Consider the following 26,895-nt stretch of genomic DNA (forward strand, 5'->3'; position numbering starts at 1 on the left):
GTTTTCCTAATACGCGAATTAACGCTTATCTTCGGTTTTTTCAGTAAAGTCACTGGCGTCGTGGCGCTCGTGAAGCTGCTCGCTGGGCTCTCCCCAAGTGCGGTTCACCATGCGGCCCCGCTGCACCGCAGGGCGGGCATCAATCTCTTCGGTCCAACGCAGCACATTCGTATAGGTGTGTGCCTCGAGGAACTCAGCGGCCTCATACACGCGGTTTTTCACCAGCGCGCCGTACCAGGGGTGAATCGCTATATCGGCAATGGTGTACTCATCGCCTGCCATAAAGCGGTTGTCGGCCAAGTGACGATCCAGTACGTCTAGCTGACGTTTGACTTCCATGGTGTAGCGGTCAATCGGGTACTGGTACTTCTCTGGCGCGTAGGCGTAGAAGTGACCAAAGCCGCCGCCCAGTATGGGAGCGCTGCCCATTTGCCAGAACAGCCAAGAGAGGCACTCGGTGCGTTTGGCCGGGTCTGTAGGCAGAAATTCACCGAATTTCTCGGCGAGATAGAGCAAAATAGCCCCTGACTCAAACACCCGTTGGGGCGGGTTCATACTGTGATCCACCAGCACCGGGATCTTGGAGTTAGGGTTAGCCTCAACGAAGCCGCTGCCAAACTGGTCGCCTTCGCCGATTTGAATCAGGTGCGCATCGTACTCGGCTGCCTCAATACCTTTTTCCAGCAGCTCTTCTAGCATTACCGTGACTTTCACACCGTTGGGCGTGGCGAGGGAGTAGAGCTGTAGCGGATGTTTGCCTACCGGCAGCGCTTTATCATGGGTGGCGCCCGCTACCGGACGATTGATGTTTGCAAACTTACCGCCGTTGCCCGGCTCCCATTTCCATACGCTCGGTGGTGTATAGGTCGTATCGGTCATCATAGCCTCGCTGTTCATCAGGTAAGAAAAAAACAGTGCAATCGCCTAGCCTAGCTTACTGAGTTATCCCTACTTTATGGGGACGTAACCTTCACGGCCACCCGTGGCATGAGCATGTGCGCGGTAAGCAATCGTTTCAATCGACATTGAGTCTCTCCTGTTTATGGGGCTCAGTCGTTATGGTTGGATAGTGACTGGTACATCAGGTTAATTACGCATTCGCTATTAATTTAGTGCGGCTTTATTTTGTGCGCAAGCTAGATGATCAGAAAGTTTGTAGTGCCACGGACGAGAGTCGCACTACTTGGCTTTTTGCAGGCTATCGCGCAGTTGAACCAAATCCTCTTTCAACTGCGTTAAGGCCTCCATAGACTTCTCGCTGGCATTCACCATACAACTGGGAATATGACGCGCCTGCTCGCGCAGGGAACGGCCTTTATCGGTCAGAAATAGCTCCACCACGCGCTCATCTTGCACGCTACGCTGGCGGCGCAATAGCTGGTCGGCTTCTAAACGCTTTAGGAGAGGAGTCAGCGAGCCAGGGTCTGTCAGTAAGCGCTTACTGAGCGTCCCTACAGTAATGCCATCTTCTTGCCAAAGTACCAGCATGACTAGGTATTGCGGGTAAGTAAGCCCTAACTTTTTCAAAAGCGGTTTATAAACTTTTGTCATCATCAACGATGTTGAATAGAGGGCGAAGCAGAGCTGATGGTCTAGCTCTAGTTCGCTGCAAGTGTCTAACGCAGGCATGTGGACTCCAGGACAGGATGCATATCGGGTAATGTAGCGCGCTAGGCGGTGAGTGGCTATCCCTAGACGTTGGTCGTAAGTTGGCAGTTTTGCTTTGACACCCAGCCGAATGGTCACTAGCCTTCGCTTATTGGATGTTACCGGTAACACTACGGCGTAACAGGCGCGATAGCACGGCAGCGTTCATAACCGCTTAGCAATTAGCAGTTCAGCACTCAACAACAATGAATGTTTGGAGATAACGTCATGACAGCGATTTGGCGCAACACGCTTACCTTAGTTGGTGCAACCACCCTTACTTTTGGCATGGCGCATGCCCAAAGCCCCGAGCTTTCCGACCCGCCGGCCATTGAAGGGGATGTCGTGGCGGACCACGGTAGCCATACGCTTCGCATGGGCATTGGCCTTTCTGAAACCTCTCCGCAGTTTCTCTCTAGCCAATACTTTGGCGAGATTCTAGAGCAGCGTACCGAAGGCCGTATCACGGTCAACGTGTTCCCCAACAGCCAGTTGGGCGACGATGTTCAGATGATGGAAATGCTGCAGACCGGCACGCTGGATATGACGTACCCATCTAGCTCCGCAACCACAGGCTATGTGCAAGCGCTGTCGGCGTTCGACCTACCGTTCCTGCTGCCCAGCCGTGAAGCCGCCATTGCAGTGATGCAGAGCGACGTTGCCCAAGAGATGCTAGATGGCTTTGAAGGCACTGGCTTAAAGGCACTCACTTTCTCTGAAAACGGCTACCGCCAGCTCTCTAACAGCGCGCGCCCCGTTGAAACGCCAGAAGATGTCGCAGGCCAGGATGTTCGCGGTTTGAGCGTACGTACCATGCAGAACCCGGTGCACCTGGCGATTTGGGAAGCATTAGGTGCTAACCCCACGCCGATGGCGTTTGGTGAGCTGTTCTCTGCCCTAGAGCAGGGCGTGGTCGATGGCCAGGAAAACCCCTGGAGCACCATCCTGACCTCTAACTTCAACGAAGTTCAGGATTACGGCACCGAAACCCGCCACGTCTACACACCGTTCATCATGATGCTTTCCGAGCGTACCTGGGACCGTATGGCACCCGAGTACCAAGAGCTGGTGCTGGAAGCCGCGCGTCAATCCGCCGAGTACGAAATTCAACTCTCTGCTGAGTATGACGACTGGTCCCGTGAGCAGTTAGAAGCCCGCGGTATGCAGATCACTCGCTTGAGCGATGAGCAACTGGCCGCGTTCCAAGACGCCGTGCAGCCCGTTTATGAAGAGTGGGCGCCGCGCATTGGCGAAGATCTGATCGCTGAAATTCAACAGATCGTTGAAGATGCTAGCAACTAATACGCACCATTAAGCGCGCCATCGGGCAGGCCATTGTGCCTGCCCGACTTGTCAGTGCCCCTGGAGTTCTTATGACATCCTCCTCAACACCTCCCAACGCTGAATCCTCTTTGAGAGCGCCTACGATTGAAGATCCGTCGGTCTATTTAGACGACCCCAATCGCAAGCTGCTGGAAATTGATACTGAAACGCGTCAAGGCCCCGCGCTGTTTCGCTGGTTAACGCTTGGCATGGAGTATTTGATCGGCGCCATTTTAGTGGCGCTGATTGTGGCGGTGTCCAGCAATGTGGTGGGCCGTTCGCTATTTAACCACTCGCTGCCTTGGGTCGATGAGCTGGCGCGCATGCTGTTTATTTGGCTGGTATTTATTGGTGCGGCCGCTGCGTTTGCTCGCTATGAGCATATTGCCGTGGACGCACTGGTGCGGCGTTTGCCGCTACGTCTAGCGCATATGCTCTACTGCCTGCAGCACTTGATTATTACTGGCCTGATGTTGGTCATGGTATTTGGCGGCTATCAAGTGCTGTCACGCTCCAGCGGGCGCTCTGCGATTATGGGCGTGCCCTTGAGCCTCGTGAGTCTTTCCCTAGTGCTGTGCGTCATCTTTATTGCCGCCGTCTCGCTTTGGCGGGTATGGATGAGCGTACGCGTGATTGTTCAACCACACGGCCAGTCGGCTGAATCGCAAGGGGAGTGATCACCATGCTGTGGATTTTTCTCGCCATTTTATTAGTGTCGATTGTGATCGGCCTGCCCATCGCGTTTGGTTTGGGAGTGGCGGCGCTGGTCATGGCGGTGCTCTCAGATATTCCGCTCTCGATCATGATTGAGCAGTCTATTCGTGGGGTGAACAGCTTCCCGCTGTTGGCCATTCCGTTCTTTATTTTGGTTGGGGAAGTAATGAGTAACGGCGGCATTGCGCGTCGTTTGATGGAGCTTGCCGGTGCGCTGGTCGGCTTTATGCGTGGCGGCCTGGGCCAAGTGGCCATTACCGGGTCTATGTTTTTCGGCGGTATCAGCGGCTCTGCCGTTGCCGATACGGCGGCCACCGGCTCGATGATGATTCCCTCCATGAAGCAGCAGGGCTATACCGCGGCCAACGCCACGGCGATTAACACTGTCTCATCGGTGATCGGGATTATTATTCCGCCTTCTATTCCGCTGATTCTGTACGGCATCGTCACCGAAACCTCCATCAGCCGCCTGTTCATTTCCGGTATTGTGCCTGGGCTACTGATTGGCGCTGCCCTGATGGTCACCACCTATATTCTGGCCAATAAGCAGGGCGGCGGCGTGCGCCAGTTCCGCTGGGACGTGCTGTGGAAAGCCTTTAAAGACGCCTGGCTGGCCCTGGTGTTACCGGTGATTGTCATTGGCGGTATTATTGGCGGCGTGTTCACCGCCACAGAAGCGGCGGTCGCGGCACTGCTTTACTCGCTGGCGATTTCACTGCTGGTTTACCGCGAGTTCAAGCTCAGCGAACTCATGGGCATGCTGATTCGTACCGCCAGGCTGACCGGGATGGTAATGATGCTGTTGGCCTTTGCCACCGTTATTGCGTGGTTCTTGACCATCAATATGGTTCCGCAAACGTTGGTACGTCAGGTACAGGCGATTACCCAGGAGCCGTTCCTTCTGCTGCTGATTGTGGCGGCACTGTTGCTGCTGGTGGGCTTTGTAATGGACCTCACGCCGGCCATGGTGATCATGGCACCCATGCTGGCCCCTATCGTCACATCGGTCGGCGTGGATGCCGCTTACTTTGGCGTGCTGATGGCCTTCATTCTGGGGATTGGGCTACTCACGCCGCCGGTGGGCACCTGTCTTTACGTGGGCTGTGGCGTGGGTAAAGTCTCCATGGAGTCTTTGGTCAAGGCCATGTTGCCTTATTATGCCGCGCTGCTTGTGGTGCTGGTGCTGCTCATCGCCTTCCCAAGCATCGTGACTTGGTTGCCCGACCTCACCGCCGTGCGCGGTAACTGATAGGAGCCGCGTGTGACGACTGATTCAAATCATAACGGCTCATATCGCATTCTCGTCATGGGGGTGTCAGGTTCGGGGAAGTCGCATATTGGTCAGCAGCTAGCGGCCAGTATGGAAGCCACCTTTATTGATGGCGATGACCACCACTCGCCAGCCAACGTAGCCAAGATGGCCAGCGGTACACCGCTGAACGACGATGACCGTCGCGACTGGCTAGCAACCCTGGCTGGGCTATTTGCCGAGTATAAGGCGCGGGGTGAGTCGGTGGTGATTGCCTGCTCTGGCCTGAAGCGGCGCTACCGTGACCGCTTGAGAGAGGGGGATAGCGCGCTGCGTATTCTTTACCTAGAAGGCACGCATGGGCTGCTGCGCGAGCGCTTAGAAACTCGTGCCGGGCACTTCTTTAAGGGCGACAGTATGTTAGCCAGCCAGCTAGCCGACCTAGAACCACCGGCAGCAGATGAGGCGGTGACGCTCTCCATCAGCCTAACACCGGCGGTGATCGTCGAGCGTTTTAGCGCCACGCTGGTGCCCGAACAGCGCCGCTCATTAGGCTAAAGGAAGGGATAGGCGGCGGGCTCTACTATTCGTTATGGTAGGGTTCGAGCGCCATCCATTGTACAAGGCAGCGACGCCATTGAAGAAAAAACGCCCTACATTACAAGATATTGCTGATCGCGTTGGTGCCACCAAGATGACCGTTAGCCGCTGTTTACGCGACCCGGAAACGGTATCGGAAGGGCTTCGAGAGCGCATCTTCGGCATCGCCGAGCAGCTTGGTTATATACCCAATCGCGCCCCGGATCTGCTCTCCCGCGCGACCAGTCACTCGATAGGCGTACTGGTCCCCTCGTTGACCAACCAAGTATTTGCCGACGTCATCGTGGGGATCGAAGCCCATACCGAACCGGCAGGCTATCACTTGATGCTCTCCCACTACGGCTATAGTCAGGAGCTCGAGGAGCGCAGCCTTGCCTCGCTACTGTCGTATAACGTAGATGGGGTGATTCTCTCTGACCATGATCACACGCCGCGCAGCCTGCGTATGTTAGAAACCGCTGGCATTCCCATTGTGGAGATTATGGATACCCACCGCCCGCCGCTGCAGCAGGCAGTGGGCTACGATAACGTCCGTGCCGCCTATGATATGGTGAGTGAGATGATGCGCCGTGGTCGCCGCCAAGTTATCTACTTGGCCGTGCGTTTGGATGAACGTACCCGCCAGCGTGAGCTGGGCTATCGTCAAGCCATGGAAGAGCATGGGCTACCCCCCGTAACGCTGCAGAGTAGCCAGCGCTCCTCCTATACCGTGGGGGCTGCGTTGATGCAGGAAATTCAGCGTAACTACCCCGAAACAGACGCTATTTTTTGTACCAATGACGACGTGGCCGTGGGCGCTTACTTCGAGTGTCTACGCCAAGGCATCGGTGTGCCCGAACACATAGCGATTGCCGGGTTTCACGGCCACGATGTTGGTCAGGCAATGACGCCCCGCCTTGCCAGCGTTGTCACGCCCCGTAAGGCGATTGGCGAAGCCGCCGCAAAGGCCCTGCTGGCGCGGATCCGTGGCGAAGCGCTGGAGCAGAAAGTGGTGGATTTGGGGTATCGTATCGAAGCGGGTAAAACGCTATAGCGTCCATCCTAAAAACTGTTTGGCTGCTTACGATAACCTCGTTAGGTTAGCGTTTTATCCTGTTACGCCCGAGCGTGCGAGGCCGCTGTGAAGATTACCCAATTAACGGTTTATCCGGTGAAATCCCTGCAGGGGATTGATGTGTCCCAAAGCGAGATCCATGCCCATGGCCTCGCTTGGGATCGCCGTTGGATGCTGGTGGATGCCCAGCAACGCTTCGTCACCCAGCGCCAGCTACCTGCGCTGGCCACGATCTCCGTGGCGTTGACCTCCGATGCTCTGGTGCTCTCTCACCCCACCGTCGAGCCAATTTCCATTTCACTGGAAGAGCCCAAGGGCAACTTGCGGCTGGTATCGGTGTGGAGTGATCACTGCAAAGCGCTGCCGGAGAGCGAGGCAGTGTCCGAGTGGCTAGAGGCGGCATTGGGTGAACCGGCCAAGGGTGTGAGTCTGGTGCGTTTCGCCACTACCTTTACACGGGCGGTGGAGGACGATTTTCTGGCCGGTGGCGAGGCGCACACCTACTTTGCCGATGGTTATCCCTTTTTGATCACCACTACCGGTTCGCTGGATGCGTTGAACAACGCGCTGGTGGCGGGCGGCAATACACCGGTGCCCATGAATCGGTTTCGGCCCAATATCGTGGTGGATTGCGACGAGGCTTGGCAAGAGGATGGTTGGGCGACGATCGAGAGCGGCAGCTATCAGCTCACCCTGCGCAAACCCTGCCAGCGCTGCAAAATCACCACCGTCGACCAGCAGACCGGCACGATTCCTACTCAAGCCGAGCCACTGAAAACGCTGCTGGCACTGAATACCCAACCCCACTTGAAGGGCGCGCACTTTGGCCAAAACGCCACGTTGACGGCGGGGGAAGGTAGCGTCATTCGTGTGGGGGAAGTGGTCTCCGTAACGCCCCGCTAGGCCTAAAACGTAGCATTTTCGTGGCAATGGCAGTGCCCAGTAGGGTAATCACCATGCCAGCAATGACCTGTAGGCTCAGCGTTTCCTCCAGCAGCACATAGCCCCACAGCAGGGCGCTAACGGGGACGAGAAACGTCACCGTCGAGGCCGCCGTTGCGCCCGCGCTTGCCAGTAAACCAAGCCAGCGAATCCTTTTTATTGTCCGCAGTGAGCGCCAGCAGTTTTATCGTCGGGGTTTAGAGGTTTCGACAGCCACATAGAATCACTGCTCAGAATCAGCTACGCTGAATGAGCACCGAACGTAACCCTGCGTTCATCCTGCGAGAAGCACACTACCCTAGGAAAGGAGAACAGAATGGATAGTAAAGCAAGCGCACATTGGGAAGGTGGTTTGAAAGATGGCCAAGGCAAAGTCGCCACGGAAAGCGGCGTACTGGATGCAGGTTACTCCTTCAAGCAGCGTTTCGAAGGCGAGCCCGGCACCAACCCAGAAGAGTTGATCGGCGCCGCACACGCCAGCTGTTTCTCGATGGCCCTATCGATGATCCTTGGTGAGAAAGGCTACACCGCCGACGCCATCGATACCCAGGCAAAAGTCACGCTGTCGCAAAGCGATGCCGGTTTTGATATCTCCAGCATTCACCTGGACGTGGAAGCCAGCGTGAGCGGTGCCGACGACGCTGCTTTTCAGGAAGCCGCCGAAACCGCCAAGGCCAACTGTCCAGTATCTAAAGTCCTCAAGGCCGATATCACGATGTCTGCCAAGTTGAAAGGCTAATATCTGGCACTGCCTTAGGGCAGCGCTTGGTAGCGTGTTGTATACCGTTGTCGCCACTCACATACGAGAAGGGCCTTGCCGAATGGCAAGGCCCTTTTTGCGAGCAATGGCTGCTATGTACTCGTTAAAGTACTGCTTAGCTCTGTGTCGCGCATCTCGTTAGCGTTGTCTTCGCTATTGTTCATCTCGGTGTCGAGCTCGGTGCGAAGATCATCGTTATCAAGAAAATGCTAGATAAAGGTTAAACGGCTGCGACAGTCTGGCGAATTGACCCGCTGCCTATGGCTGTGCATATTCATTTTCATCGTCATCAAGATCGCCGTAGAGCGATAGCGACATAGAGAGAGATTTTCCAATGACCCTGACAGACCCTTCATGGCTGTTTCAGCCATTGAAACAGCGCTTGGCTGGCGGTGTTGTGGCATTAGGCGCTTGGCTGATGACAGCCAGCGCGATCGCCAACGATACTGAGCTGCCGAAAGGCCATTTTTTACTGCCCGAGTCGGGCAATATGGTGGGCGAAGTGTATACCGTCACTGCGAGTGAAGAGGACACGCTGCTGGATATTGCCCGAGCGCATAACGTGGGCTACGAAGAGATCCGCATGGCTAACCCGGACGTGAGTCTGTGGGTGCCTGGCGAAGGCACCGAGGTCACCATTCCGGGGCAGTTCATCCTTCCTGACGAGCCTCGCACTGGTATCGTGATCAACGTTGCCGAGCTGCGCATGTATTACTACCCCGAGGCCGAAGATGGCCATGCTCCCCGTGTCGAAACCTATCCCATCGGCATTGGCCGCGATGCCTACAATACGCCGTTGGGTATCACCGAAACCACCATGCGCTTGGAAAATCCGGCATGGTACCCGCCTGAGTCGATCCGCCGCGAGGCCGCCGAGCGTGGTGACCCGCCGCCTGCGGTCGTACCGCCTGGACCGGATAACCCGCTGGGTCAATATGCCATTTTGTTGGATATTCCCGGTTATCTGATTCATGGCACCAATCAACCTGACGGGATTGGTATGCGCGCCAGTCGCGGCTGTATTCGCATGCACCCCGAGGATATTGAGTCAGTCTTCTGGCGTGTGCCAGTGGGCACCCAAGTGAACATCATCGATGCGCCGATCAAGCTGGGGTGGGGAGCCGACGGCGAGGCCTACATTCAGGCGTTCACGGCGACCGATGAGCAGGCCTTTGGCATGGAAACGCTGTTGAACGTGGTGAGCCTGATCGAAGAGCATAAAGGGGAAGGTCGTGCCAACTACGAGCAGGTGAGCCGCGTGTTGGAAGAAGCCAGCGGCCAGATCGTGCCACTTAGCTAACCAATGTTCACTCGGCATCAGGCGGCAACGCGGGGACCAGCGAGAGCGCTACCGCCTGACGCACTAAGGCGGCCACATTGGCCGCTCCCATCGCCTTCATCGCCCGCAGTCGATACACCTCGACGGTTTTGGCGCTGATGCCCATGTGATCGGCGATTTCACGGCTGGTCATGCCCTCTGCAACATGCTGCACGATGCGCTGCTCTTTGGGGCGCAGGGCGTCGAACTCTGTTTGTAATCGTGCCAGTGCCTGGGTCTGTTGATGCTGCTGTTCGGTATGGCTGAGTGCTTGCTGCACTACATCGATGAGCTGCTGATGATTGAAGGGCTTCTCGATAAAGTCGAATGCGCCGTTCTTCAATGCTGCCACCGCCATGGGAACGTCGCCGTGACCGGTCATCATGATGAGGGGCAGGCGGCTGCCCTGGTCAACGAGCTGTTGTTGCACCTGAAGACCACTCATACCCGGCATGCGAACGTCCAGCAGTAGCGCGCCAAAGGTTTCGTGCTCCGTGGTTAAAAAGGCGTCACCGCTGGCGAAAGCGCGGGAGGTGAGCCCTACCGATTCCAATAGCCACACCAGCGATTCCCGAAGCGCGTCGTCGTCATCGACCACCGCGATGGCGCTAGTCTTGGGCGAAGAGGTAGTCGTAGGCGCATTAGCCGAGGGCATCAAACGTCGGTCTCCGTGCGTAGAAATACGTCAAAACAGGCACCTTTAGCGCTGTCGGTGCGCAGGGAGAGGGTGCCTCCCATACTTTCCACCAGTGTGCGGCTAATGGCTAGCCCCATGCCAAGCCCTTCATCACGGGTGGTAAAAAAAGCGTTAAAAATCATGGGCTGATACCTCGGGTCGACCCCCGGCCCTTCGTCCTCCACGCTTAGCGTGATTTGTCGCTGGCCGCTTCGCCGTGCGCTGACGCGCACTGTTTTGGCATCAACCACTCGACGGCTGGCAGTCAGCGCATTCAGCAATAAATTAACGATGACCTGTTCCAAGGCAATCGCGTCGCCGTAGATCCGCGGCAGCCCAGCGGGAAGCTCTACCGTTAGACCCACCGCTGCCTGTTGGTACTGCCAGTCGCAGAGCCCGCAGGCGGCTGTCACTACGTCAGCCAAAACCAGTGGGCGTACTTGATGGCTACGCTTTCGGACGAAGCTGCGCAGATGCCGCAGACGCTGGGCGAGGCGCTGTACCTGCTCGTCGATGCGCTCTAGAGGTAGTTGAAGCTCGCTGGCGAGGGGCGTGGGTTGCTGCTGGCACTTTAGCAACGCGCCGCTGGTGTAGTTGGCAATGGCGCCTAAGGGTTGATTCAGCTCGTGGGCGATATTGGAGGCAAGTTCGCCTGCGGCAGCTAGCCGGTTAGCGTGGGCAATCTGCTCTTGGTGGCGACGCGCCTGGGCTTCTGCGGCTTTGCGGGCGCTAATATCGCGATTCACCAAGGCAAAGTGACCAGGCTCTGCCCCCCGGCTGCGGTGGGCCAGTACCACACTGAGCACCGGCACGCTGCCGCTTGCGGTGCGCATCTCCAGCTCACCGCTCCATGAGCCGTAACGCTCCACGGCGGGAAATACCACCTCATTTAATAAGCGCAGCGAGTCGGCTTGGTATAGCTCACTGAGTGCAGTAGACGCTTCGTTGGGCAAGGCAAAGCAGCGGCGAGCGGCTTCGTTAGCGCTGAATACCTGCTGGTTTGGCCCTAAAAACAGCACGTAGTCGGTGGTGGATTCGACCACCTGCGCCAAACGCTCGCGAGTGGCTTCAGCCTCAATACGACGTCCAACGTCTCGGGAGACGCACAGGATATCGATCAATTCGCCGGTCTCTGTATCCCGCCGGGTGCGGCTGGTGGTTTCAAACCATACGTAATGGCCCGCTTTGGCGCGGAAACGGTAGGTTTGCTGATAGAAACCGTCGTGGTAGTAAACCCGCGGTGACTTGTTGAGCAGGTCGTTCAAATCCGCTGGGTGAAAAAGCTGATACGCGGAGACGCCGATGAGTTCGTCGGGTTCATAGCCCAGCAGCTCCCGCGCGGCCTGAGAGGCATACAAAAACGTGCCGTCTCGGGCGTGGCGGGAGATCAGGTCGGTGGTGCTCTCGGCCAGCCACTGATAGTGGCGCTTTTCCTCCTCGAGTGCGGCGTTGCGCGCTTCTAAGGTGGCCAATTTTGCTGCTAGGGCTGCCTCTCTCTTATTGCTCATAAATTAGCGGGCAGGATCTAATACGCCGCCCATTGATGCGTTGCGGCGGAACCAGCCCGCAATGCTAGCGCGAGGCTGGCGGGTGGGTAGCACTTCGTGGGGAATGGTTTCCGATAAAAAGCAGGCGAACGTTCCCGCTTCGGGCACGACCCGGGCCACTTCCAGGGTTGGGTCGTCCGGGTGATAAATCACCATTTCACCGCCGCCGTCGCTCGGCCAGTCGGGGTTCAAATAGCCGACGGTGGAAATCACGCGGTTGGCCCGCCCGCGAAAGCTGTCCAAGTGGCGCTGGTAGAAGGCTCCGGCAGGGTAGTGAGCAAAGTGGGCTTCGTACTCAAACAGGCCAAGAAATAGCGCTTGGTTGAGAGACTGCTGTAGCTCTGCCATAGCATCCAGGTATCGGCGCTGAGCGTCGCTCTCTCGGTCTAGCCAATGGATAGCATCACCCCGGATATCTTTACGTAAGTGGTGCTGCTGGCCTCGGCCAATGCCAGCCTCATCCAGCGCGTCGTGTTCGGCGAGGTGGTGGATCTCGCGGTGCAGCGCTTGACACAGAGCCGAGTCGATCACCCCTTTCCCCACATACCAACCTTGTTCCACCAGCGCGTCGACCAGCTCCAAATGGGCTTGCGGGTCAAGGGCGGGAGAGTCCAGTTCAGATAAAGCGATCATTTCGTGATTCTCGTAACGGGCGCGCGTTCGGCTTTGGCCGAGCGACTGCTTGTGGGGGTGCGTCGTTCGGGGTAGTGGCGTAGGGCGCCGGGCGGGCGCTGATAAAGGTCAATCTCCATTCCAAAACCCTCGGCCAACAGCTCCACCAACATCATGGCAGATAATCCCCAAATCACGTGACCATCGACGTGATAGCTGGGCACATAGTGGGCGACGCCATCGACGGTAATCACATCGGTATGGGTGCGCTGGTCGTCTAAAAAGTGGCTGAGCGGGACTTCAAAAATAGCGTCCAGCTCCGCTGGGTCTGCCACCAGCGGTAGATCCGGTGGAATAATACCCACCCAGGGCGTCACGCGAATGCCGTGAAGCGAAATGACGTCCGACAGCCGCCCCAGGGGCTGTACCAGGCCAGGGGCTAACGCAATCTCTTCTTCTGCTTCCCGCAACGCCGTGGCGTATAGATCAGCGTCACCCGGTTCACGTTTACCGCCAGGAAAAGCGACTTGGCCACGGTGGGTATTCAAGTGGCTGGCTCGGCGAGTAAACAGTAGGGTGGGGGCAGGGCGCTCAACAATCGGCATGAGCACGGCAGCTTCCGGCAGTGCTACATGGTCTAGCCGTTGAGGGGTATGCTGTTGCAGCCGTTTGCGCAGTTTCTCTAACATAGGAGTCTCTTTACTTTGCTCTCTTTTACCCAGCCACGGTGATCATCGTCAAGCACGTTGATGCCTCGACCCACCAGCCGTAGAGAAAACGCGATGAACTTTTGTAGTCAGTGTGGTGAGAAAGTCCGGTTTGCCGTTCCCGAGGGAGACGACCGCCCCCGCTACCTGTGCGACGGCTGTGGCACGATCCACTATCAAAATCCCCGCATCGTGGCGGGTACGCTGCCGGTGAGCGGCTCCAAAGTACTGCTCTGCAAGCGCGCGATCTCCCCTCGAAAAGGGTACTGGACGCTACCGGCGGGGTACATGGAAAACGCTGAGACCACCCAGCAGGCCGCCACGCGGGAAACCTGGGAAGAGGCGTTTGCCGAGGTCACTTTAGGCGGTCTATACACGCTGATTGATCTACCGCATATCAACCAAGTGTATATGATTTTTCTTGCCGACTTGATAGATGGCTTTGGCCCCGGGCCAGAGAGCTTGGAAGTGGCGCTGTTTGAGGAGCACGAGATCCCTTGGGATGCGCTGGCTTTTCCTACCATTGAGCGCACGCTGCGCCACTACTTTGCCGACCGTGAAAACGCTGCGTATCCGCTGCATATCAGCAAAATCACGCCTGAAGATCGCGAGCGCTATGTGGGTAGCGCCTAGCTTGTTCTATAGGTCGGCAAGCTGCCATACGTCGTAGGCGACTTCTTCATAGGGATGCGCCAGTTTGAGCGCGGCAATAGCGGCCTGAATATGCTCGTCGGCGCAGACCAGCTCGACCTTGAACTCCTCAACGGTTTCCAGCTTACCGATCTGACCAATATGTGGCTCTGCACCATCAAGGGGACGAAACTGGCCAGTACCACGCGTTTGAAAGCAGGTGTGTTCGTAATCGCCAATCCGCCCCGCGCCGGTTTCGAATACGGCGTTTTTAACGCTTTCAGCACTTTCAATGGGAACAAAAAACGCGAGCTTATACATAATCAGAGGCCTCCCTTGGGTAATGACGTAACGCTGTACTGCCAATGTTAGCGGATAGCACACTACTGGTCTTGGCGCAGGCTTTGTATGATGGCGTTTTTCAATATAAGCGGCGAACCAACCCATGGATAAGTTTGAAGTAAAGCTCGACCAAGCAGCCAGGGCCGCCTGGATGTCCTATGTGGGCGGCATGACCCAGGATGAGATTGCCACTCAGCTTGGCGTCTCACGCCCTGGCGTCCAACGCTTACTAGCCCTGGCGCGCCAAGAGGGGTTGGTGAAAGTGCATATCGATCACCCCATTTCCACCTGTATGGCGCTCGGCAGCACGCTGCGGGAGCGCTTCCAGCTGGCTTACTGCGACGTGGTGCCTGCGGACACCCAGGCCCCCGAAAGCGGCGCGTACTATCTGGCCGTGGCGGGGGCCGAGCGCATTGCGCGGCTGGTGGAGCGCAGCGAGCCGCTGACGCTCTCGCTGGGGACCGGGCGTTCGGTACGTGCGGCAGTGGAAGCGCTAAGCCGCTTGGAGCGGCCGCAGCATCGGTTTGTCTCGCTGGTGGGCAACGTGGCACGGGATGGCTCCGCCAACCGCTACGACGCCGTGATGGTGCTGGCGGATAAAACCGGCGGCGAGCGCTTTTTATTGCCTGCCCCCGTAGTGGCGGAGTCGCTGGCGGAAAAAGAGGCCATGCTGTCCCAGCGCTTGTTCAAAGCGATAGCCGATGTAGCGCGAGAGTCAGAGGCGGCGTTTATCGGCATTGGCCGTATTGACCGCCAGGCCACGCTTTTTCAAGACCACTTCATTAGCGAAAGCGAGCTAGATGAGCTGCTGGGCCGCGAAGCGGTGGGAGAGCTGCTGGGTTGGCCGCTGAACCGTCGTGGAGAGGTGATCGATTGCTCGATTACCCGACGGGTCACCAGCTTGCCGCTGGAGCGTTTTGGGAAGCACCTCATGGTGGGGATTGCCGGTGGCCGTGATAAAGCGCCTGCCATTTTAGCCGCACTGCGCGGTGGCTGGCTGAAGGGCTTGATCACCGACGAGATCGCTGCGCGGCATATCCTCGAGGCGATGGAGTGAGCGCTATCTTCGCGGTTGCAACATGCAAGCAATTGAATAAATTAGCGTAAAGTCTAACGCTCCAGGCTTTGCTTTTTTTTGGCTTGCGTGCGATCTTTTGTTCGGTTGGTGATCAATAAGATCAAGGCAACAACAATGCCAATATTTGCCAAGAGGAGTGCTGTATGCGTCTCGTGCGTCATTTGCCCGTCACGACCCTAGCAGCTGCTATTGCGGTAGCTGGCCAAGCCCAGGCTCAAACTGAGATCACCGTCGCCACGGTGAACAATAATGACATGGTCATTATGCAGAGCCTGACCGATGCCTTTGAGCAAGCGCACCCGGATATCACGCTGGACTGGGTGGTACTTGAGGAGAACGTGCTGCGTCAGCGCATGACCACGGATATTGCCACCGGCGGTGGGCAGTTTGACGTGATGACCATCGGCACTTATGAAGTGCCCATTTGGGCGGAACGCGGCTGGCTTGAGCCGCTGGACAGCCTGCCCGATGACTATAACGAAGACGATCTGCTGGCATCGGTACGCGACGGCTTAAGCCTGGACGGCACGCTGCACGCCCTGCCGTTCTATGCGGAAAGCTCGATGATGTATTACCGCACCGATCTGTTTGAGCAGGCAGGCATTGAGATGCCCGAGCAGCCCACCTGGACACAGGTGCGTGACTGGGCCGAACAGCTCCACGGTAGCGAAGAGGGCCTTGCGGGTATCTGTTTGCGCGGCAAGCCGGGCTGGGGCGAGAACATGGCCTTTGTCTCGACGCTGGTGAACACCTTCGGCGGCCGCTGGTTCGATGAGCAGTGGAATCCGGAGCTGAACTCTGAGGCGTGGAATAACGCGATTTCGTTCTACGTAGACCTGCTCAGCAACTACGGCCCGCCAGGCGCCAGCTCCAACGGCTTTAACGAGAACCTCGCTCTCTTCTCACGCGGTAACTGCGCCATGTGGGTCGATGCTACCTCGGCGGCAGGCAAGCTCTACGATGAGAGCGAATCCGACGTAGTCGGTACGCTTGGCTTTGCACCTGCGCCCATCGCCGAAACTCCCAAAGGTTCCCACTGGCTGTGGTCTTGGGCACTGGCTATCCCAGCCTCCTCTGAGCATAAAGAGGCAGCTCAAGAGTTTATTACCTGGGCCACTTCTGAAGAGTATATCGAGCTTGTCGGTGAGACTAACGGCTGGACCAGCGTACCGCCGGGTACTCGTGAGTCCACCTACGCTAACGAGCAGTACACCTCAGCCGCGCCGTTTGCTGGCTTCGTACTGAACGCCATTAAAGAGGCCGACCCCACCGACTCTAGCCTAGAGCCGAACCCCTATGTGGGCGTGCAGTTTGTGGGTATTCCTGAGTTCCAATCGATTGGCACTCAGGTAGGCCAAACCATTGCGGCGGCGCTGACCGGCGATACGTCGGTTGAGCAGGCGCTAGATAGCGCCCAGCGTGCTACTGAGCGCACGATGCAGCGGGCGGGCTACATCGAACGTTAATGCACTCCTGCGCCTGCCCGGCCACAGGCAGGCGTTTTCGGTGGTTCTCGCAGGTCTGTTTTCTTGCAGGTATTTCCATGAATAGAACACGTGCTTCTGGCCGTACGGTCGGCGGGCTGAGAACGCTTTCGCTTCAAGCGCCCGCCGTCACGCTACTGCTGCTATGGATGATTGTGCCGTTAGGCATGACGATATGGTTCTCCTTCCAGTACTACAACCTGCTAATGCCCGACATGGCCGGGTTTGCCGGGGTGGAAAACTACGAATATCTGCTAACTGACCCCGCACTGTGGCGGGCTATGGGCAACACGCTGCTGCTGGTCGGGTCAGTACTGGCGATTACGGTCATTGGCGGCACGTTACTGGCGGTACTGTTTCAGCAGGATTTCGCAGGGCGGGGGATTGCCCGTGTGTTGGCGATCTCTCCCTTCTTTGTCATGCCAACGGTGAGCGCGCTGGTATGGAAAAACATGATGATGCACCCCTCTAACGGGGTGTTGGCGTGGTTAGCACAGTCGCTGGGGCTTCCTGCGCTGGACTGGTTCTCATCGCTACCGCTGACCTCCATCATCATCATCGTCTCGTGGCAGTGGCTGCCGTTTGCGCTACTGATCCTGCTGACGGCGATGCAATCGCTGGATGAAGACCAAGTGGAAGCCGCACGGATGGATGGCGCGGGGCCGCTGGCGATTTTCTTCTTTATCACGCTACCGCACCTAAAGCGGGCGATTAGCGTGGTGATCATGATTGAAATGATCTTCCTGCTGACGATTTTTGCCGAGATCTTTGTCACTACCTCCGGTGGGCCTGGGCTCGCCACCACCAACTTGGCTTATTTGATCTACATCCAAGCGCTGCTGGATTTCGATGTGGGCATGGCCTCGGCGGGTGGGGTGATCGCCATCATTCTGGCCAATATCGTCGCGATTTTCCTTGTCCGTATGGTCGCTAAGAACTTAGAAGACTGACCCCAGCACCAGGGCGTCTTGGGAGTATTTCAATGACAACGCATCATAATAGCGCGCCAGCACACACTCGCTCGTTGCCCATCCGGCAACTGGTGTTAACTCTGTTGGGCTGGTCCATCGCGCTGATTATCTTCTTTCCCATCCTGTGGATGGTGCTGACGGGATTTAAAACCGAAACGGCAGCCATTGCCGATCCCAGCTTTATTTTTTCACCCACGCTGGAAAGTTATCAAGCTGTTCAGGCCCGCTCGGGCTACGCCCGCTTTGCGTTAAACAGCGTTGCCGTTGCATTTGGCTCCACGTTGTTAGCGCTGCTCATCGCCATTCCCTCGGCTTACGCCATGGCCTTTTTGCCCACTAAACGCACCAAGGGCACGCTGCTGTGGATGCTCTCCACCAAAATGCTGCCACCGGTGGGTGTTCTGGTGCCTATCTATCTGATTTTCCGAGATGTCGGGCTGCTGGATACCCGTACCGGGCTGATCATTATTTATACCTTGATGAATCTGCCCATTGTGGTGTGGATGCTCTACACCTTCTTTAAAGATATGCCCAAAGACATTCTCGAAGCGGGCCGGATGGACGGTGCCTCCACTCTGCAGGAAGTGTTCTTCCTGCTACTGCCGCTGACCCTGCCAGGGATTGCGTCGACCGGGCTGCTCTCGGTGATTTTGAGCTGGAACGAAGCGTTCTGGAGTCTCAATCTCACCTCGTCGAAAGCCGCGCCGTTGACCGCCTACATTGCCTCGTTCTCAAGCCCCGAAGGGCTGTTCTGGGCCAAGCTGTCGGCGGCTTCTACCATGGCCATCGCCCCCATTCTAATTCTCGGCTGGATGACCCAAAAACAAATGGTGCGCGGCCTGACCTTTGGCGCCGTCAAGTAAAGGAGTTCCCCATGGCAACCTTACAACTCAAGAACATTACTAAGCAGTTTGGCGACACCAAGGTCATCAAGGGCATTGATCTCGACGTTAACGATCGTGAGTTCGTGGTGTTCGTTGGTCCCTCGGGCTGCGGTAAATCCACGCTGATGCGCATGATCGCAGGCCTGGAGAGCGCCAGCGACGGTGATATTCTCATCGATGGCAAGCGCATGAACGAGGTGGGCCCCGCCGACCGCGGTTTGGCGATGGTGTTTCAAAGCTACGCGCTTTACCCGCACATGACCGTTGAGGGCAACATGGGCTTCAGCATGCGCTTGGCTGGGGTGCCCAAAGAGGAGCGCCGCGCCAAGGTGCTGGAAGCTGCCAAGATCCTTCAGCTTGAGCCGCTGCTGGATCGCAAGCCCAAAGCGCTGTCCGGCGGGCAGCGCCAGCGGGTGGCGATTGGCCGAGCGATTGTGCGCAACCCCAGCATCTTCCTGTTTGATGAGCCGCTCTCCAACCTAGACGCGGCGTTGCGGGTGCAGATGCGTATCGAGCTGGCGCGGCTGCATGAAGAGCTGGATGCCACGATGATTTACGTGACCCACGACCAGATAGAAGCCATGACCATGGCCGATAAAATCGTCGTGCTACACGATGGCGTGGTGGAGCAGGTGGGCTCGCCCATGGCGCTCTATCACCACCCGCGTAACCGCTTTGTGGCAGGCTTTATCGGCTCGCCGAAGATGAATTTCTTCACCGTCGAGCAGCAGTCCATTGGCGATGATGGCGTCACCGTGCGCCTGCCCGGCGGGCGGCCCTGCACTATCCCTGTGGCGGGCGAACAGCTCGCCAGCGATGAAGCGCTGGAGCTGGGTATTCGTCCTGAGCATCTACAGCTGGATGAAAACGGCCCGCTGAGTGGGCAGATTAAAGTGTTGGAGCGCTTAGGCGGGCAGACCTCGCTGTACGTGCAGATGGGCGAGCTACTGATCACCATTATGGCCGATGGCGATGTAGCCTATCGGGTGAACGATACCGTGCAGTTTAGCTTTGCCGCCGAGCGTGCTCACCTGTTCGATGCCCAAGGCTTGGCGCTAGAGAGCCTGTCACAGCACCCGCTGGCCAGCCTGACCCGCCAGGATAACCGTGCGGCTACCGAGCCTGCTGCGCCAGGGGCGCAGGTATGAAAGCGCTGATTTTTGATTGTGACGGCGTCCTGGTGGATAGCGAAGCCCTGGCTGAAGAGACCCTGGAAACTCACCTTGGGCAGTGGCTGCCGGATCTGGATATTCCCACGCTGCTCAGCCAAGCCCTGGGCATGACGACCGCCGACATCCTTAAGCACTTGGCGCAGTTAAGCCGCCATCAGTTGCCGCCTGATGCCTCCGAGCGGGTCGATAGCGCCATAGAAGCGCGTCTGGCACGAGAGCTCACCGCGATTGCAGGGGTCCACGACGCCGTTAGTAGTCTCGATTTACCTAAGGCCGTGGTCTCCAACAGCCGCCGCTGCCGCGTATTGGCATCGCTTGCAACAACGCAGTTGGAAGAGGCGTTGGGCGATGTGCCGATTTTCACGGCCGAGCAGGTCGATAACCCTAAACCGGACCCGGCGATTTACCGCTTGGCGGCGCATGAGCTTGGCTGCCCGCCCAGCCGCTGCCTAGTGGTTGAGGATAGCGTGGCAGGCGTTACCGCTGCCCATGCCGCCGGCATGCGGGTGATTGGTTTTGTGGGCGCCAGCCATATCGACGACGAGCAGCCTAACCGCCTGCTCGCGGCGGGTGCTTGGCGAATTTTGCCTCATATGCGCGGGCTCCGCGCCTTAGTGGACGAGTGGCAACTACATCTGCAAGGACAAGATAACAATGAAACTGCTCAATAAACGTGCCGTGATTACCGGTGGTGCCCGTGGCATCGGACTCGCCATTGCCCAGCGCTATTTGGCCGAAGGGGCCAGTGTCGTGGTGGCCGATATCGATGCCAAGGCCATCGAAGACGCGCTCACCACGCTGCAGCAGGATGCCAGCGCCGAGCGGGTTATGGGCGTAGTGCTGAACGTGTGCGACCAAGGCTCTATCGATGCCATGGTGGAGAGCGTCACCGAGCGCTTTGGTGGCATTGATATTTTGGTCAATAACGCGGCGGTGTTCGATATGGCGCCGGTGCTGGAAGTGACCCAGGCCAGCTTTGACAAACAGTTTGCGGTGAACACCAAAGGCATGTTTTTCACCCTGCAGGCCGTGGCCCGCGCCATGGTGGCCCAAGGTCAGGGAGGCAAAATTATCAATATGGCCTCCCAGGCGGGTCGGCGTGGCGAACCGCTAGTGAGTGTTTACTGCGCCAGCAAAGCCGCCGTGATTAGCCTGACCCAGTCCTGCGGGCTCGATTTGATCAAACACCGCATTAACGTCAACGGCATTGCCCCCGGCGTGGTGGATACCCCGATGTGGGAAGAGGTCGATGCGCTGTTTGCTCGCTACGAGAACCGCCCATTAGGCGAGAAAAAGCGCCTAGTGGGCGAGGCGGTGCCCTATGGCCGTATGGGGCTGCCGGAAGATCACACCGGCGCCGCCGTGTTTCTTGCCAGCCAGGATAGCGATTACGTCGTCGCCCAGACGCTCAACGTCGATGGCGGCAACTGGATGAGCTAAGACGCCTATGAGCCCTGATCTTGTTTCGTTAAGCCACCAACTGCTGGATGCCGCCGAAGGCAAGCCGCGCTTTATGGTTGCCCTGGCGGGGCCGCCGGGGGCCGGAAAATCCTACCGCAGCGCGCTGCTCTGTGAAGCGATTAATCAACTGCGCCCAGGGCACGCGGCGGTGGTGCCGATGGATGGCTACCACTTCGATAACGCCGTACTAGGCGATGAGCAGCTGCCTGTGAAAGGTGCGCCCCACACCTTCGATGTGGAGGGCTTGCATCACGATTTAATGCGCATCCGTCGGGCGGATAAGCCGGTGGCCGTGCCGGTCTTTGATCGGCCGCTGGACCTTGCCCGTGCCGGTGGGCGGTTAATCACCCCCGCGCATCGCATTGTGATTGTGGAAGGCAATTATCTGCTATTGAACCAAGATCCGTGGCGTTCACTGCACGCGCTGTTCGACTGGACGCTATTTATCGACGTGGACGATGCCGTGCTCGTAGAGCGGTTGGTGAACCGCTGGCTCTGTATGGGCCAAGACCACAGCGGCGCGCTTGAGCGCACCCACCAAAAAGACATGCTGAACGCCGCGCTGGTAAAAACCAGCAGCGTGCCACCTGACCAGCGCTGGCGCTAGGCCGCACTTGCCCAGCCAATAACCCGGAGAGTGACGATGACCCAGCTTAATAACCACAATGTGGGTTCCCTCAGCGCGGCGGTTGAGACGCCGACCTATGATCGTCAGGCCGTGACGCCTGGCATCGTCCATATTGGCGTCGGTGGTTTTCATCGTGCCCATCAGGCGATGTACGTAGATGCGCTGATGAACCAAGGCGAAGCGCTGGATTGGGGCATTGTGGGCGTGGGGGTCATGCCCGGCGACAAACGCATGCAGCAGGCCCTCGCCGCACAAGACTACCTTTACACCCTCGTGGTCAAGCACCCTGACGGTGAATATCAGCCTCGGGTGATTGGCAGCATGGTGAACTACCTGTTTGCCCCGGAAGACCCCGAGGCGGTGATCGAAACCATGGCCGACCCCGCCATCAAAATTGTCTCGCTCACCGTTACGGAGGGCGGCTACAACTTTCATCCGGTGTCCGGAGAATTCAACCTGGACGCCCCCCAGGTGCGCGACGATCTCGCCCATCCTGAGCGCCCCTCCACCAGCTTTGGCTTAGTGGTGGAAGCCCTGGTACGCCGCCGGGCACGGGGTATTGCGCCGTTTACGGTGATGTCCTGCGATAACATTCAAGGCAACGGCGATGTCGCCAAGCGTATGTTCAGCGCCTACGCCCGCGCCCGCAGTGCGGAGCTGGGCGACTGGCTGGCCGCCGAGGTGGCGTTCCCCAACGCCATGGTAGACCGCATCACGCCAGTGACCGCGCCCACGGATATCGAAGAGCTCTCCCAGCGCTTTGGCGTTGAAGATGCCTGGCCCGTGGTGTGCGAGCCTTTTACCCAGTGGGTGTTGGAAGATCACTTCCCCTTGGGCCGCCCGGCGTTCGAGAAGGTCGGCGTGCAAGTTGTTGAGGATGTCGAGCCGTACGAGCTCATGAAGCTGCGCCTGCTCAATGCCAGCCACCAAGCGCTTACCTACTTTGGCTATCTGGCGGGCTACCGCTACGCCCATGAGGTGTGCCAAGACCCGCTGTTTGTCGAGTTCTTGCTCGGCTACATGCGCGAAGAGGGCACGCCGACGCTGGCCCCCGTGCCGGGGGTGGATCTAGAAGCCTACCGGCTGACGCTGATCGAGCGCTTTGCGAACCCACAAATCAGAGATACCTTGGCGCGGCTGTGCGCCGAAAGCTCGGATCGCATTCCTAAATGGTTAGTGCCGGTGATTCGCCAGCAGCTTGCCCAGGGCGGTGAGATTGAGCGCAGTGCCGCCGTGGTGGCCAGCTGGGCACGCTACGCCGAAGGCGTCGATGAGCAGGGGCAGACCATTGAGATCGTGGACCGCTTGCGCGAGCCGTTAATGGCCATTGCCACCAATAACCGCACCCATCCAGCGGCCTTCGTGGAAAACCGGGAGCTGTTTGGCGACTTGGCGGACCAGCCTCGCTTCCTTAACGCCTACCTGGAGGCGCTGAAGTCGCTGCATGAACGGGGCGCACGGGCTACTCTTGAGGCTCTGGTCGCGTCCAAAGGAACGTTGTGATGTATATCGGGGTGGATTGCGGTACGCAAAGTACCAAAGTCGTGGTGGTGGATGTAGAGCGGGGCGTCATTCTGGGCGAGGGCAGCCGCCCGCATCGCCTGGATGAAGGGGAGCATGGCCGCCGGGAGCAGGCACCGGCAGAGTGGCTGGCGGCGCTCAAGGGCGCGTTCTTTCAAGCGATTGAGCGCGCCGGGATCGATGCCAAGCAGGTGCGCGGTATTGGTGTGTCTGGCCAGCAGCACGGCATGGTGGCACTCGATGCCGATGGCGTGCCGGTGTATCCCGCCAAGCTGTGGTGCGATACCGAAACCAGCGCTCAAAATAGCGCGTTGGTAGAAACGCTGGGGGGCGAGGCGGGCTGCCTGGAGAAGCTGGGCCTGGTGCTGCAAACGGGCTATACCGCTTCCAAAGTGGCTTGGTTACGCGAGCATCAGCCGGATGCCTACCAGCGTATTGCTACGCTCTTGCTGCCCCATGACTACCTGAATTTCTGGCTGACCGGCGAACGGGTTACCGAGGCAGGCGACGCCTCGGGCACCGGTTACTTTGATACCCGCGCCCAGTGCTGGCAAAAAGAGGTGTTTGCCGCCATTGCGCCGGAGCTCGACCCTGACCGTGTACTGCCTCGGATCATTGACGCCTATGAACCCGCTGGCCGCGTTCGCCCGTTAGTGGCTCAGGAGCTGGGGCTAGGCGATAACGTGGTGGTCTCCTCCGGCGGTGGCGACAACATGATGGGGGCGATTGGCACCGGAAATATTACCCAGGGACTGGTCACGCTCAGTTTGGGCACTTCCGGCACGGTGTGTGCTTACTCACCTAATTCCGTGGTGTGTGACAGCGCCATGGTGGCGAATTTTTGCGCCAGCCACGGGGGGTGGCTGCCGCTGATCTGCACCATGAACGTGACCTCGGCAACGACTCGCGTGCGTGAGCTGTTTGGGTTGGACTTGGCTACCTTTGGCGAACAGGTCGCCAGCGCCCCGATTGGTGCCGATGGCGTCACCGTGCTGCCGTTCTTTAACGGCGAACGGGTGCCCATGCTGCCCGATGCCACCGGCGATTTTCTCGGGTTGACCAGCCTGAATATGACCCAGGCCAACCTCTGCCGAGGCGTGATGGAGGGTGCGACCTTTGGCCTACGCTATGGGCTGGAGCTGCTAGGCGAGCTGGCGGCGGGCACCAGCCAGATTCGATTGATTGGCGGCGGGGCGAAAAGCCCGGTGTGGCGGCAAATGGTCGCTGATATTACCAACACCCAGGTGATTTGCCCCGAGATTACCGATGCCGCCGCGCTAGGAGCAGCCATTCAAGCGGCCTGGTGCGATCTACAGCCCGAGGGCGTTAGCCTGGCATCACTCTGCGAGCGTTTAGTGCATCTGGATGCGGCATCGCTAGCGGAGCCTGATGCCGAGCGTGTGGCCGCCTATGAAGGAGCCTATCAGCGCTATTTGGCCGCGCTAGGGCAGCGCCACTCGCTTTAGAAATAACTCTATAAATAACAACGCCAGCACCTTGATCATCGAAGGGTGCTGGCGTTCGTGTATTAGCGTGTTTTATGCAGGCTGCTTACCAGGATTTATAAGGCAGGAATTTTCCGTTCAGGGTCAGCAGTACTCGGTCGCCTTTCGGGTCTTCGATTTTGTCCACTTCCATGGTGAAGTCAATGGCGCTCATGATGCCGTCGCCGAACTTCTCTTGCACCACGTCTTTCAGCGTTTCGCCGTACACGCCGACCACTTCGTAGAGGCGGTAGACGAACGGGTCTTGGGGGATGGCTTCATCCCACGCTTTTGTGGGGAAGGTCGTGAGCGCAGTGGCGACATCGCCATCCACTTCCAGTGCGTCGCAGAGCTTATGGGCGATATCGGCGCTGGCGCTGTTCATGCCGTAGCAGGCAGAGGCGACCCACACCGGCGACATGCCGACGGCGCTGGCAATGTCATCCCAACTCATTTTTTTACGGGCTTTGGCAGCCAGCAGGGTATGGCGCATTTCGAGCTTATCCATGACGGACCTCTTTGGGAGTGAACTTCACTAGGTTTTCTTGGGGTTCGGTGGCAGGGGATGCCGGGGTTGAATCAGGAGTTAAGCTCAAGTCTGGTGTATGGGAGGAGGTAGGAAGGGTGGCGTATCCTGTTGATTGATCACGACCAAAATCTCAACCAACAGGGTGGATACGTCATGACCGATTCTACCCTCCGGGCTCTTTCACAACCAGAACCCCAGGTCGCTGACCCGCTGCACGAGCTGCTGCGCCAAGGCGCCCGTGACTTGATTGCCAAGGCTGTCGAGGCCGAACTGGCTACCTTCTTGGCGCAGTATGCCGATCATCGGCTCGACGATGGCCGCCAGGCCGTGGTCCGCAACGGGTACCTGCCCGAGCGTACGGTCCAGACTGGCATCGGGGATGTCAGCGTGCAGGTGCCCAAGGTGCGAGACCGAAGCGGTGGAGGCGCTCGCTTTAATAGCAGCCTGCTGCCCCCCTACCTGAAGCGGGCCCGCAGCATCGAGGAGCTGATCCCCTGGCTCTACCTGAAGGGAATCTCCACCGGCGACTACCAGGAAGCCCTGGCGGCGCTGCTGGGCGACCAGGCCAAGGGGCTGTCGGCCAACACTGTGTCACGGCTCAAGAAGCAGTGGGAGGGCGAGCATACCGAGTGGCGAAAGCGGGACCTGTCAGACCGTCGCTACGTCTACTGGTGGGCCGACGGGGTGTACAGCAACGTGCGCATGGATGACCGCCTGTGCCTGCTGGTGATCATCGGGGTCACCGAGCAGGGCCGCAAGGAGTTGGTGGCCGTCGAGGACGGCTTCCGCGAGTCGGCGGACAGCTGGAAGACCCTGCTGACAGGCCTGCGAGAACGCGGCCTGACCCAGGCTCCCAAGCTGGCGGTGGGCGACGGCGCCATGGGGTTCTGGGCGGCCCTGAGCAAGATTTACCCGGAGACCGACCATCAGCGCTGCTGGGTTCACAAGACGGCTAACGTGCTGAACAAGCTGCCAAAGTCAGTACAGCCCAAGGTCAAGGCCGACCTGCATGACATCTGGATGGCCGAGACCCGCTTTGATGCGCACAAGGCCTTTGATCGCACGCTGAAGCGCTTCGAGGCCAAGTACCCCAAGGCGATGGCGTGCCTGGCTAAGGATCGGGACGAGCTGCTGGCGTTCTACGACTACCCGGCAGAGCACTGGGTGCATATCCGCACCACCAACCCGATTGAGTCGACCTTCGCCACGGTCCGCCTGCGGAGCAAGCGCAGCCGGAACTGCGGCTCCAGAGCGACGACCCTGGCGATGGTCTTCAAGCTGCTCCAGAGCGCCGAGAAGCGCTGGAAGCGCATCAAGGGGGTCAGCAAGCTGGAACTGGTCGTGAACAACGTCCGGTTCCAGGATGGAGAGCAAGTAACCGATCAGTCAGACAGGACTGCCGCCTGACCGCCATCCACCAGATTTGAGTGCGCCAGGCAAAGCCTGGACATCCGGGAAACCGAGAAGGTGGAAAGGATGTCGTGAAACCCAGTGGGTGAAAGTCCCACCCGGCCAAGGCTAGCCACCAGCCGGCAGCGAGTGTTGCGTGGTGTCGGGTAACC

The 26,895-nt window shown here is 58.3% G+C and carries 30 protein-coding genes; 20 read left to right on the forward strand and 10 right to left on the reverse strand.

Annotation, left to right across the window (positions count from 1 at the left end):
- Positions 1-18: 18 nt before the first annotated feature.
- Positions 19-879: a glutathione-dependent disulfide-bond oxidoreductase gene (gene yghU, locus AC13CY_RS04040; RefSeq protein WP_284453637.1), complete on the reverse strand. Its 861-nt coding sequence runs from the start codon at positions 877-879 to the stop codon at positions 19-21.
- Positions 880-1,179: 300 nt separating this feature from the next.
- Positions 1,180-1,629, reverse strand: a complete 450-nt coding sequence (locus AC13CY_RS04045) for a MarR family winged helix-turn-helix transcriptional regulator (protein ID WP_044627908.1) — start codon at positions 1,627-1,629, stop codon at positions 1,180-1,182.
- Between the two features lie 246 nt (positions 1,630-1,875).
- Between AC13CY_RS04045 and AC13CY_RS04050 the strand changes: the two genes are divergently transcribed.
- From AC13CY_RS04050 to AC13CY_RS04075, 6 genes are all read left to right on the forward strand, one after another.
- Positions 1,876-2,949 (forward strand): TRAP transporter substrate-binding protein, encoded by a 1,074-nt coding sequence (locus tag AC13CY_RS04050; RefSeq protein ID WP_044627907.1) that lies wholly within the window; start codon positions 1,876-1,878, stop codon positions 2,947-2,949.
- 71 nt (positions 2,950-3,020) lie between these two features.
- Entirely contained in the window at positions 3,021-3,647 is a 627-nt protein-coding gene (locus tag AC13CY_RS04055; protein WP_044627906.1) for a TRAP transporter small permease, read from the forward strand.
- 5 nt (positions 3,648-3,652) lie between these two features.
- Positions 3,653-4,933: a TRAP transporter large permease gene (locus tag AC13CY_RS04060; RefSeq protein ID WP_044627905.1), complete on the forward strand. Its 1,281-nt coding sequence runs from the start codon at positions 3,653-3,655 to the stop codon at positions 4,931-4,933.
- Positions 4,934-4,990: 57 nt separating this feature from the next.
- Positions 4,991-5,491, forward strand: a complete 501-nt coding sequence (locus AC13CY_RS04065) for a gluconokinase (protein ID WP_062359353.1) — start codon at positions 4,991-4,993, stop codon at positions 5,489-5,491.
- Positions 5,492-5,570: 79 nt separating this feature from the next.
- Entirely contained in the window at positions 5,571-6,566 is a 996-nt protein-coding gene (gene gntR / locus AC13CY_RS04070) for a gluconate operon transcriptional repressor GntR (protein ID WP_062359352.1), read from the forward strand.
- 87 nt (positions 6,567-6,653) lie between these two features.
- Complete coding sequence (locus AC13CY_RS04075) at positions 6,654-7,490, forward strand: MOSC domain-containing protein (protein WP_483052326.1); 837 nt, start codon at positions 6,654-6,656, stop codon at positions 7,488-7,490.
- On the opposite strand, the gene AC13CY_RS04080 is transcribed toward AC13CY_RS04075, so the two are convergent.
- Positions 7,450-7,698 (reverse strand): EamA family transporter, encoded by a 249-nt coding sequence (locus AC13CY_RS04080; RefSeq protein ID WP_082051390.1) that lies wholly within the window; start codon positions 7,696-7,698, stop codon positions 7,450-7,452. The genes AC13CY_RS04075 and AC13CY_RS04080 overlap by 41 nt on opposite strands.
- Positions 7,699-7,845: 147 nt before the next feature.
- Between AC13CY_RS04080 and AC13CY_RS04085 the strand changes: the two genes are divergently transcribed.
- Together AC13CY_RS04085 and AC13CY_RS04090 are read left to right on the forward strand one after the other, a co-directional pair.
- The gene (locus tag AC13CY_RS04085) at positions 7,846-8,268 is read left to right on the forward strand and encodes an OsmC family protein (RefSeq protein ID WP_044627904.1); all 423 of its coding nucleotides are present in this window, start codon (positions 7,846-7,848) and stop codon (positions 8,266-8,268) included.
- 355 nt (positions 8,269-8,623) lie between these two features.
- Positions 8,624-9,589, forward strand: coding sequence for a L,D-transpeptidase family protein (locus AC13CY_RS04090; protein ID WP_044627903.1), 966 nt, complete (start codon positions 8,624-8,626; stop codon positions 9,587-9,589).
- Between the two features lie 7 nt (positions 9,590-9,596).
- Here AC13CY_RS04090 and AC13CY_RS04095 read toward each other — a convergent pair whose 3' ends face one another.
- Genes AC13CY_RS04095 through AC13CY_RS04110 form a run of 4 tightly spaced genes read right to left on the reverse strand, consistent with a single transcriptional unit; the run spans position 9,597 to position 13,131 of the window.
- Entirely contained in the window at positions 9,597-10,262 is a 666-nt protein-coding gene (locus tag AC13CY_RS04095; RefSeq protein ID WP_044627902.1) for a response regulator transcription factor, read from the reverse strand.
- Positions 10,262-11,755: a PAS domain-containing sensor histidine kinase gene (locus tag AC13CY_RS04100; RefSeq protein WP_249934463.1), complete on the reverse strand. Its 1,494-nt coding sequence runs from the start codon at positions 11,753-11,755 to the stop codon at positions 10,262-10,264. The genes AC13CY_RS04095 and AC13CY_RS04100 overlap by 1 nt, the downstream gene beginning before the upstream one ends.
- A 39-nt stretch (positions 11,756-11,794) precedes the next feature.
- Positions 11,795-12,463, reverse strand: coding sequence for a 2OG-Fe(II) oxygenase (locus tag AC13CY_RS04105; protein WP_044627900.1), 669 nt, complete (start codon positions 12,461-12,463; stop codon positions 11,795-11,797).
- Positions 12,460-13,131, reverse strand: coding sequence for a CoA pyrophosphatase (locus AC13CY_RS04110; RefSeq protein ID WP_058576938.1), 672 nt, complete (start codon positions 13,129-13,131; stop codon positions 12,460-12,462). Before AC13CY_RS04110 ends, AC13CY_RS04105 begins: the two co-directional genes overlap by 4 nt.
- A 93-nt stretch (positions 13,132-13,224) precedes the next feature.
- On the opposite strand from AC13CY_RS04110, the gene AC13CY_RS04115 reads away from it, so the two are divergent.
- A complete protein-coding gene (locus AC13CY_RS04115; RefSeq protein WP_062359326.1) occupies positions 13,225-13,782 on the forward strand; it encodes an NUDIX hydrolase in 558 nt (185 codons plus the stop codon).
- Between the two features lie 6 nt (positions 13,783-13,788).
- Here AC13CY_RS04115 and AC13CY_RS04120 read toward each other — a convergent pair whose 3' ends face one another.
- Entirely contained in the window at positions 13,789-14,100 is a 312-nt protein-coding gene (locus AC13CY_RS04120) for a YqfO family protein (protein WP_044627897.1), read from the reverse strand.
- Between the two features lie 124 nt (positions 14,101-14,224).
- Here AC13CY_RS04120 and AC13CY_RS04125 point away from each other — a divergent pair, with 124 nt between their 5' ends.
- The 10 genes from AC13CY_RS04125 to xylB all read left to right on the forward strand — a co-directional run bounded on the left by AC13CY_RS04125 (position 14,225) and on the right by xylB (position 24,786).
- On the forward strand, positions 14,225-15,178 hold the full coding sequence (locus AC13CY_RS04125) for a sugar-binding transcriptional regulator (RefSeq protein ID WP_062359324.1): 954 nt from the start codon (positions 14,225-14,227) through the stop codon (positions 15,176-15,178).
- Positions 15,179-15,342: 164 nt separating this feature from the next.
- A complete protein-coding gene (locus AC13CY_RS04130; protein ID WP_483052327.1) occupies positions 15,343-16,665 on the forward strand; it encodes an ABC transporter substrate-binding protein in 1,323 nt (440 codons plus the stop codon).
- Between the two features lie 77 nt (positions 16,666-16,742).
- Positions 16,743-17,633: a carbohydrate ABC transporter permease gene (locus AC13CY_RS04135; RefSeq protein WP_062373539.1), complete on the forward strand. Its 891-nt coding sequence runs from the start codon at positions 16,743-16,745 to the stop codon at positions 17,631-17,633.
- Between the two features lie 32 nt (positions 17,634-17,665).
- A complete protein-coding gene (locus AC13CY_RS04140) occupies positions 17,666-18,517 on the forward strand; it encodes a carbohydrate ABC transporter permease (protein ID WP_427720642.1) in 852 nt (283 codons plus the stop codon).
- An 11-nt stretch (positions 18,518-18,528) separates the two neighbouring features.
- Positions 18,529-19,686 (forward strand): ABC transporter ATP-binding protein, encoded by a 1,158-nt coding sequence (locus tag AC13CY_RS04145; RefSeq protein ID WP_062373542.1) that lies wholly within the window; start codon positions 18,529-18,531, stop codon positions 19,684-19,686.
- A complete protein-coding gene (locus tag AC13CY_RS04150; RefSeq protein WP_062359319.1) occupies positions 19,683-20,381 on the forward strand; it encodes an HAD family hydrolase in 699 nt (232 codons plus the stop codon). The genes AC13CY_RS04145 and AC13CY_RS04150 overlap by 4 nt, the downstream gene beginning before the upstream one ends.
- The gene (locus tag AC13CY_RS04155) at positions 20,365-21,150 is read left to right on the forward strand and encodes an L-iditol 2-dehydrogenase (RefSeq protein ID WP_054640932.1); all 786 of its coding nucleotides are present in this window, start codon (positions 20,365-20,367) and stop codon (positions 21,148-21,150) included. Before AC13CY_RS04150 ends, AC13CY_RS04155 begins: the two co-directional genes overlap by 17 nt.
- 7 nt (positions 21,151-21,157) lie before the next feature.
- Entirely contained in the window at positions 21,158-21,778 is a 621-nt protein-coding gene (locus AC13CY_RS04160; RefSeq protein ID WP_074210901.1) for a nucleoside/nucleotide kinase family protein, read from the forward strand.
- 36 nt (positions 21,779-21,814) lie between these two features.
- Positions 21,815-23,302, forward strand: a complete 1,488-nt coding sequence (locus AC13CY_RS04165) for a mannitol dehydrogenase family protein (RefSeq protein WP_074210900.1) — start codon at positions 21,815-21,817, stop codon at positions 23,300-23,302.
- The gene (gene xylB / locus AC13CY_RS04170) at positions 23,302-24,786 is read left to right on the forward strand and encodes a xylulokinase (protein ID WP_074210899.1); all 1,485 of its coding nucleotides are present in this window, start codon (positions 23,302-23,304) and stop codon (positions 24,784-24,786) included. The genes AC13CY_RS04165 and xylB overlap by 1 nt, the downstream gene beginning before the upstream one ends.
- 85 nt (positions 24,787-24,871) lie before the next feature.
- On the opposite strand, the gene cynS is transcribed toward xylB, so the two are convergent.
- Entirely contained in the window at positions 24,872-25,312 is a 441-nt protein-coding gene (gene cynS, locus AC13CY_RS04175; RefSeq protein WP_074210898.1) for a cyanase, read from the reverse strand.
- A 174-nt stretch (positions 25,313-25,486) separates the two neighbouring features.
- Here cynS and AC13CY_RS04180 point away from each other — a divergent pair, with 174 nt between their 5' ends.
- Positions 25,487-26,740: an IS256 family transposase gene (locus AC13CY_RS04180; protein ID WP_483052328.1), complete on the forward strand. Its 1,254-nt coding sequence runs from the start codon at positions 25,487-25,489 to the stop codon at positions 26,738-26,740.
- Here the strand turns inward: AC13CY_RS04180 and AC13CY_RS04185 are convergent.
- A partial coding sequence (locus AC13CY_RS04185; RefSeq protein WP_483052329.1) for a hypothetical protein occupies positions 26,716-26,895 on the reverse strand: 180 nt, incomplete at its 5' end. The two genes, AC13CY_RS04180 and AC13CY_RS04185, sit on opposite strands and share 25 nt — an antisense overlap.

The organism is Vreelandella sp. L-15 (genome assembly GCF_056857635.1).

What these genes read in the sequence shown, in the direction of transcription:
- AC13CY_RS04150 (WP_062359319.1), top strand. Translation starts at nt 19,683, where the DNA reads ATGAAAGCGCTGATTTTTGATTGTGACGGCGTCCTGGTGGATAGCGAA.
- AC13CY_RS04155 (WP_054640932.1), top strand. Translation starts at nt 20,365, where the DNA reads ATGAAACTGCTCAATAAACGTGCCGTGATTACCGGTGGTGCCCGTGGC.
- AC13CY_RS04140 (WP_427720642.1), top strand. Translation starts at nt 17,666, where the DNA reads ATGACAACGCATCATAATAGCGCGCCAGCACACACTCGCTCGTTGCCC.
- AC13CY_RS04120 (WP_044627897.1), bottom strand. Translation starts at nt 14,100, where the DNA reads ATGTATAAGCTCGCGTTTTTTGTTCCCATTGAAAGTGCTGAAAGCGTT.
- AC13CY_RS04065 (WP_062359353.1), top strand. Translation starts at nt 4,991, where the DNA reads ATGGGGGTGTCAGGTTCGGGGAAGTCGCATATTGGTCAGCAGCTAGCG.
- cynS (WP_074210898.1), bottom strand. Translation starts at nt 25,312, where the DNA reads ATGGATAAGCTCGAAATGCGCCATACCCTGCTGGCTGCCAAAGCCCGT.
- AC13CY_RS04050 (WP_044627907.1), top strand. Translation starts at nt 1,876, where the DNA reads ATGACAGCGATTTGGCGCAACACGCTTACCTTAGTTGGTGCAACCACC.
- AC13CY_RS04145 (WP_062373542.1), top strand. Translation starts at nt 18,529, where the DNA reads ATGGCAACCTTACAACTCAAGAACATTACTAAGCAGTTTGGCGACACC.
- AC13CY_RS04125 (WP_062359324.1), top strand. Translation starts at nt 14,225, where the DNA reads ATGGATAAGTTTGAAGTAAAGCTCGACCAAGCAGCCAGGGCCGCCTGG.
- AC13CY_RS04165 (WP_074210900.1), top strand. Translation starts at nt 21,815, where the DNA reads ATGACCCAGCTTAATAACCACAATGTGGGTTCCCTCAGCGCGGCGGTT.
- yghU (WP_284453637.1), bottom strand. Translation starts at nt 879, where the DNA reads ATGACCGATACGACCTATACACCACCGAGCGTATGGAAATGGGAGCCG.
- AC13CY_RS04110 (WP_058576938.1), bottom strand. Translation starts at nt 13,131, where the DNA reads ATGTTAGAGAAACTGCGCAAACGGCTGCAACAGCATACCCCTCAACGG.
- AC13CY_RS04085 (WP_044627904.1), top strand. Translation starts at nt 7,846, where the DNA reads ATGGATAGTAAAGCAAGCGCACATTGGGAAGGTGGTTTGAAAGATGGC.
- AC13CY_RS04055 (WP_044627906.1), top strand. Translation starts at nt 3,021, where the DNA reads ATGACATCCTCCTCAACACCTCCCAACGCTGAATCCTCTTTGAGAGCG.
- AC13CY_RS04105 (WP_044627900.1), bottom strand. Translation starts at nt 12,463, where the DNA reads ATGATCGCTTTATCTGAACTGGACTCTCCCGCCCTTGACCCGCAAGCC.
- AC13CY_RS04115 (WP_062359326.1), top strand. Translation starts at nt 13,225, where the DNA reads ATGAACTTTTGTAGTCAGTGTGGTGAGAAAGTCCGGTTTGCCGTTCCC.
- AC13CY_RS04135 (WP_062373539.1), top strand. Translation starts at nt 16,743, where the DNA reads ATGAATAGAACACGTGCTTCTGGCCGTACGGTCGGCGGGCTGAGAACG.
- AC13CY_RS04130 (WP_483052327.1), top strand. Translation starts at nt 15,343, where the DNA reads ATGCGTCTCGTGCGTCATTTGCCCGTCACGACCCTAGCAGCTGCTATT.
- AC13CY_RS04060 (WP_044627905.1), top strand. Translation starts at nt 3,653, where the DNA reads ATGCTGTGGATTTTTCTCGCCATTTTATTAGTGTCGATTGTGATCGGC.
- xylB (WP_074210899.1), top strand. Translation starts at nt 23,302, where the DNA reads ATGTATATCGGGGTGGATTGCGGTACGCAAAGTACCAAAGTCGTGGTG.
- AC13CY_RS04090 (WP_044627903.1), top strand. Translation starts at nt 8,624, where the DNA reads ATGACCCTGACAGACCCTTCATGGCTGTTTCAGCCATTGAAACAGCGC.
- AC13CY_RS04045 (WP_044627908.1), bottom strand. Translation starts at nt 1,629, where the DNA reads ATGCCTGCGTTAGACACTTGCAGCGAACTAGAGCTAGACCATCAGCTC.
- AC13CY_RS04095 (WP_044627902.1), bottom strand. Translation starts at nt 10,262, where the DNA reads ATGCCCTCGGCTAATGCGCCTACGACTACCTCTTCGCCCAAGACTAGC.
- AC13CY_RS04180 (WP_483052328.1), top strand. Translation starts at nt 25,487, where the DNA reads ATGACCGATTCTACCCTCCGGGCTCTTTCACAACCAGAACCCCAGGTC.
- AC13CY_RS04160 (WP_074210901.1), top strand. Translation starts at nt 21,158, where the DNA reads ATGAGCCCTGATCTTGTTTCGTTAAGCCACCAACTGCTGGATGCCGCC.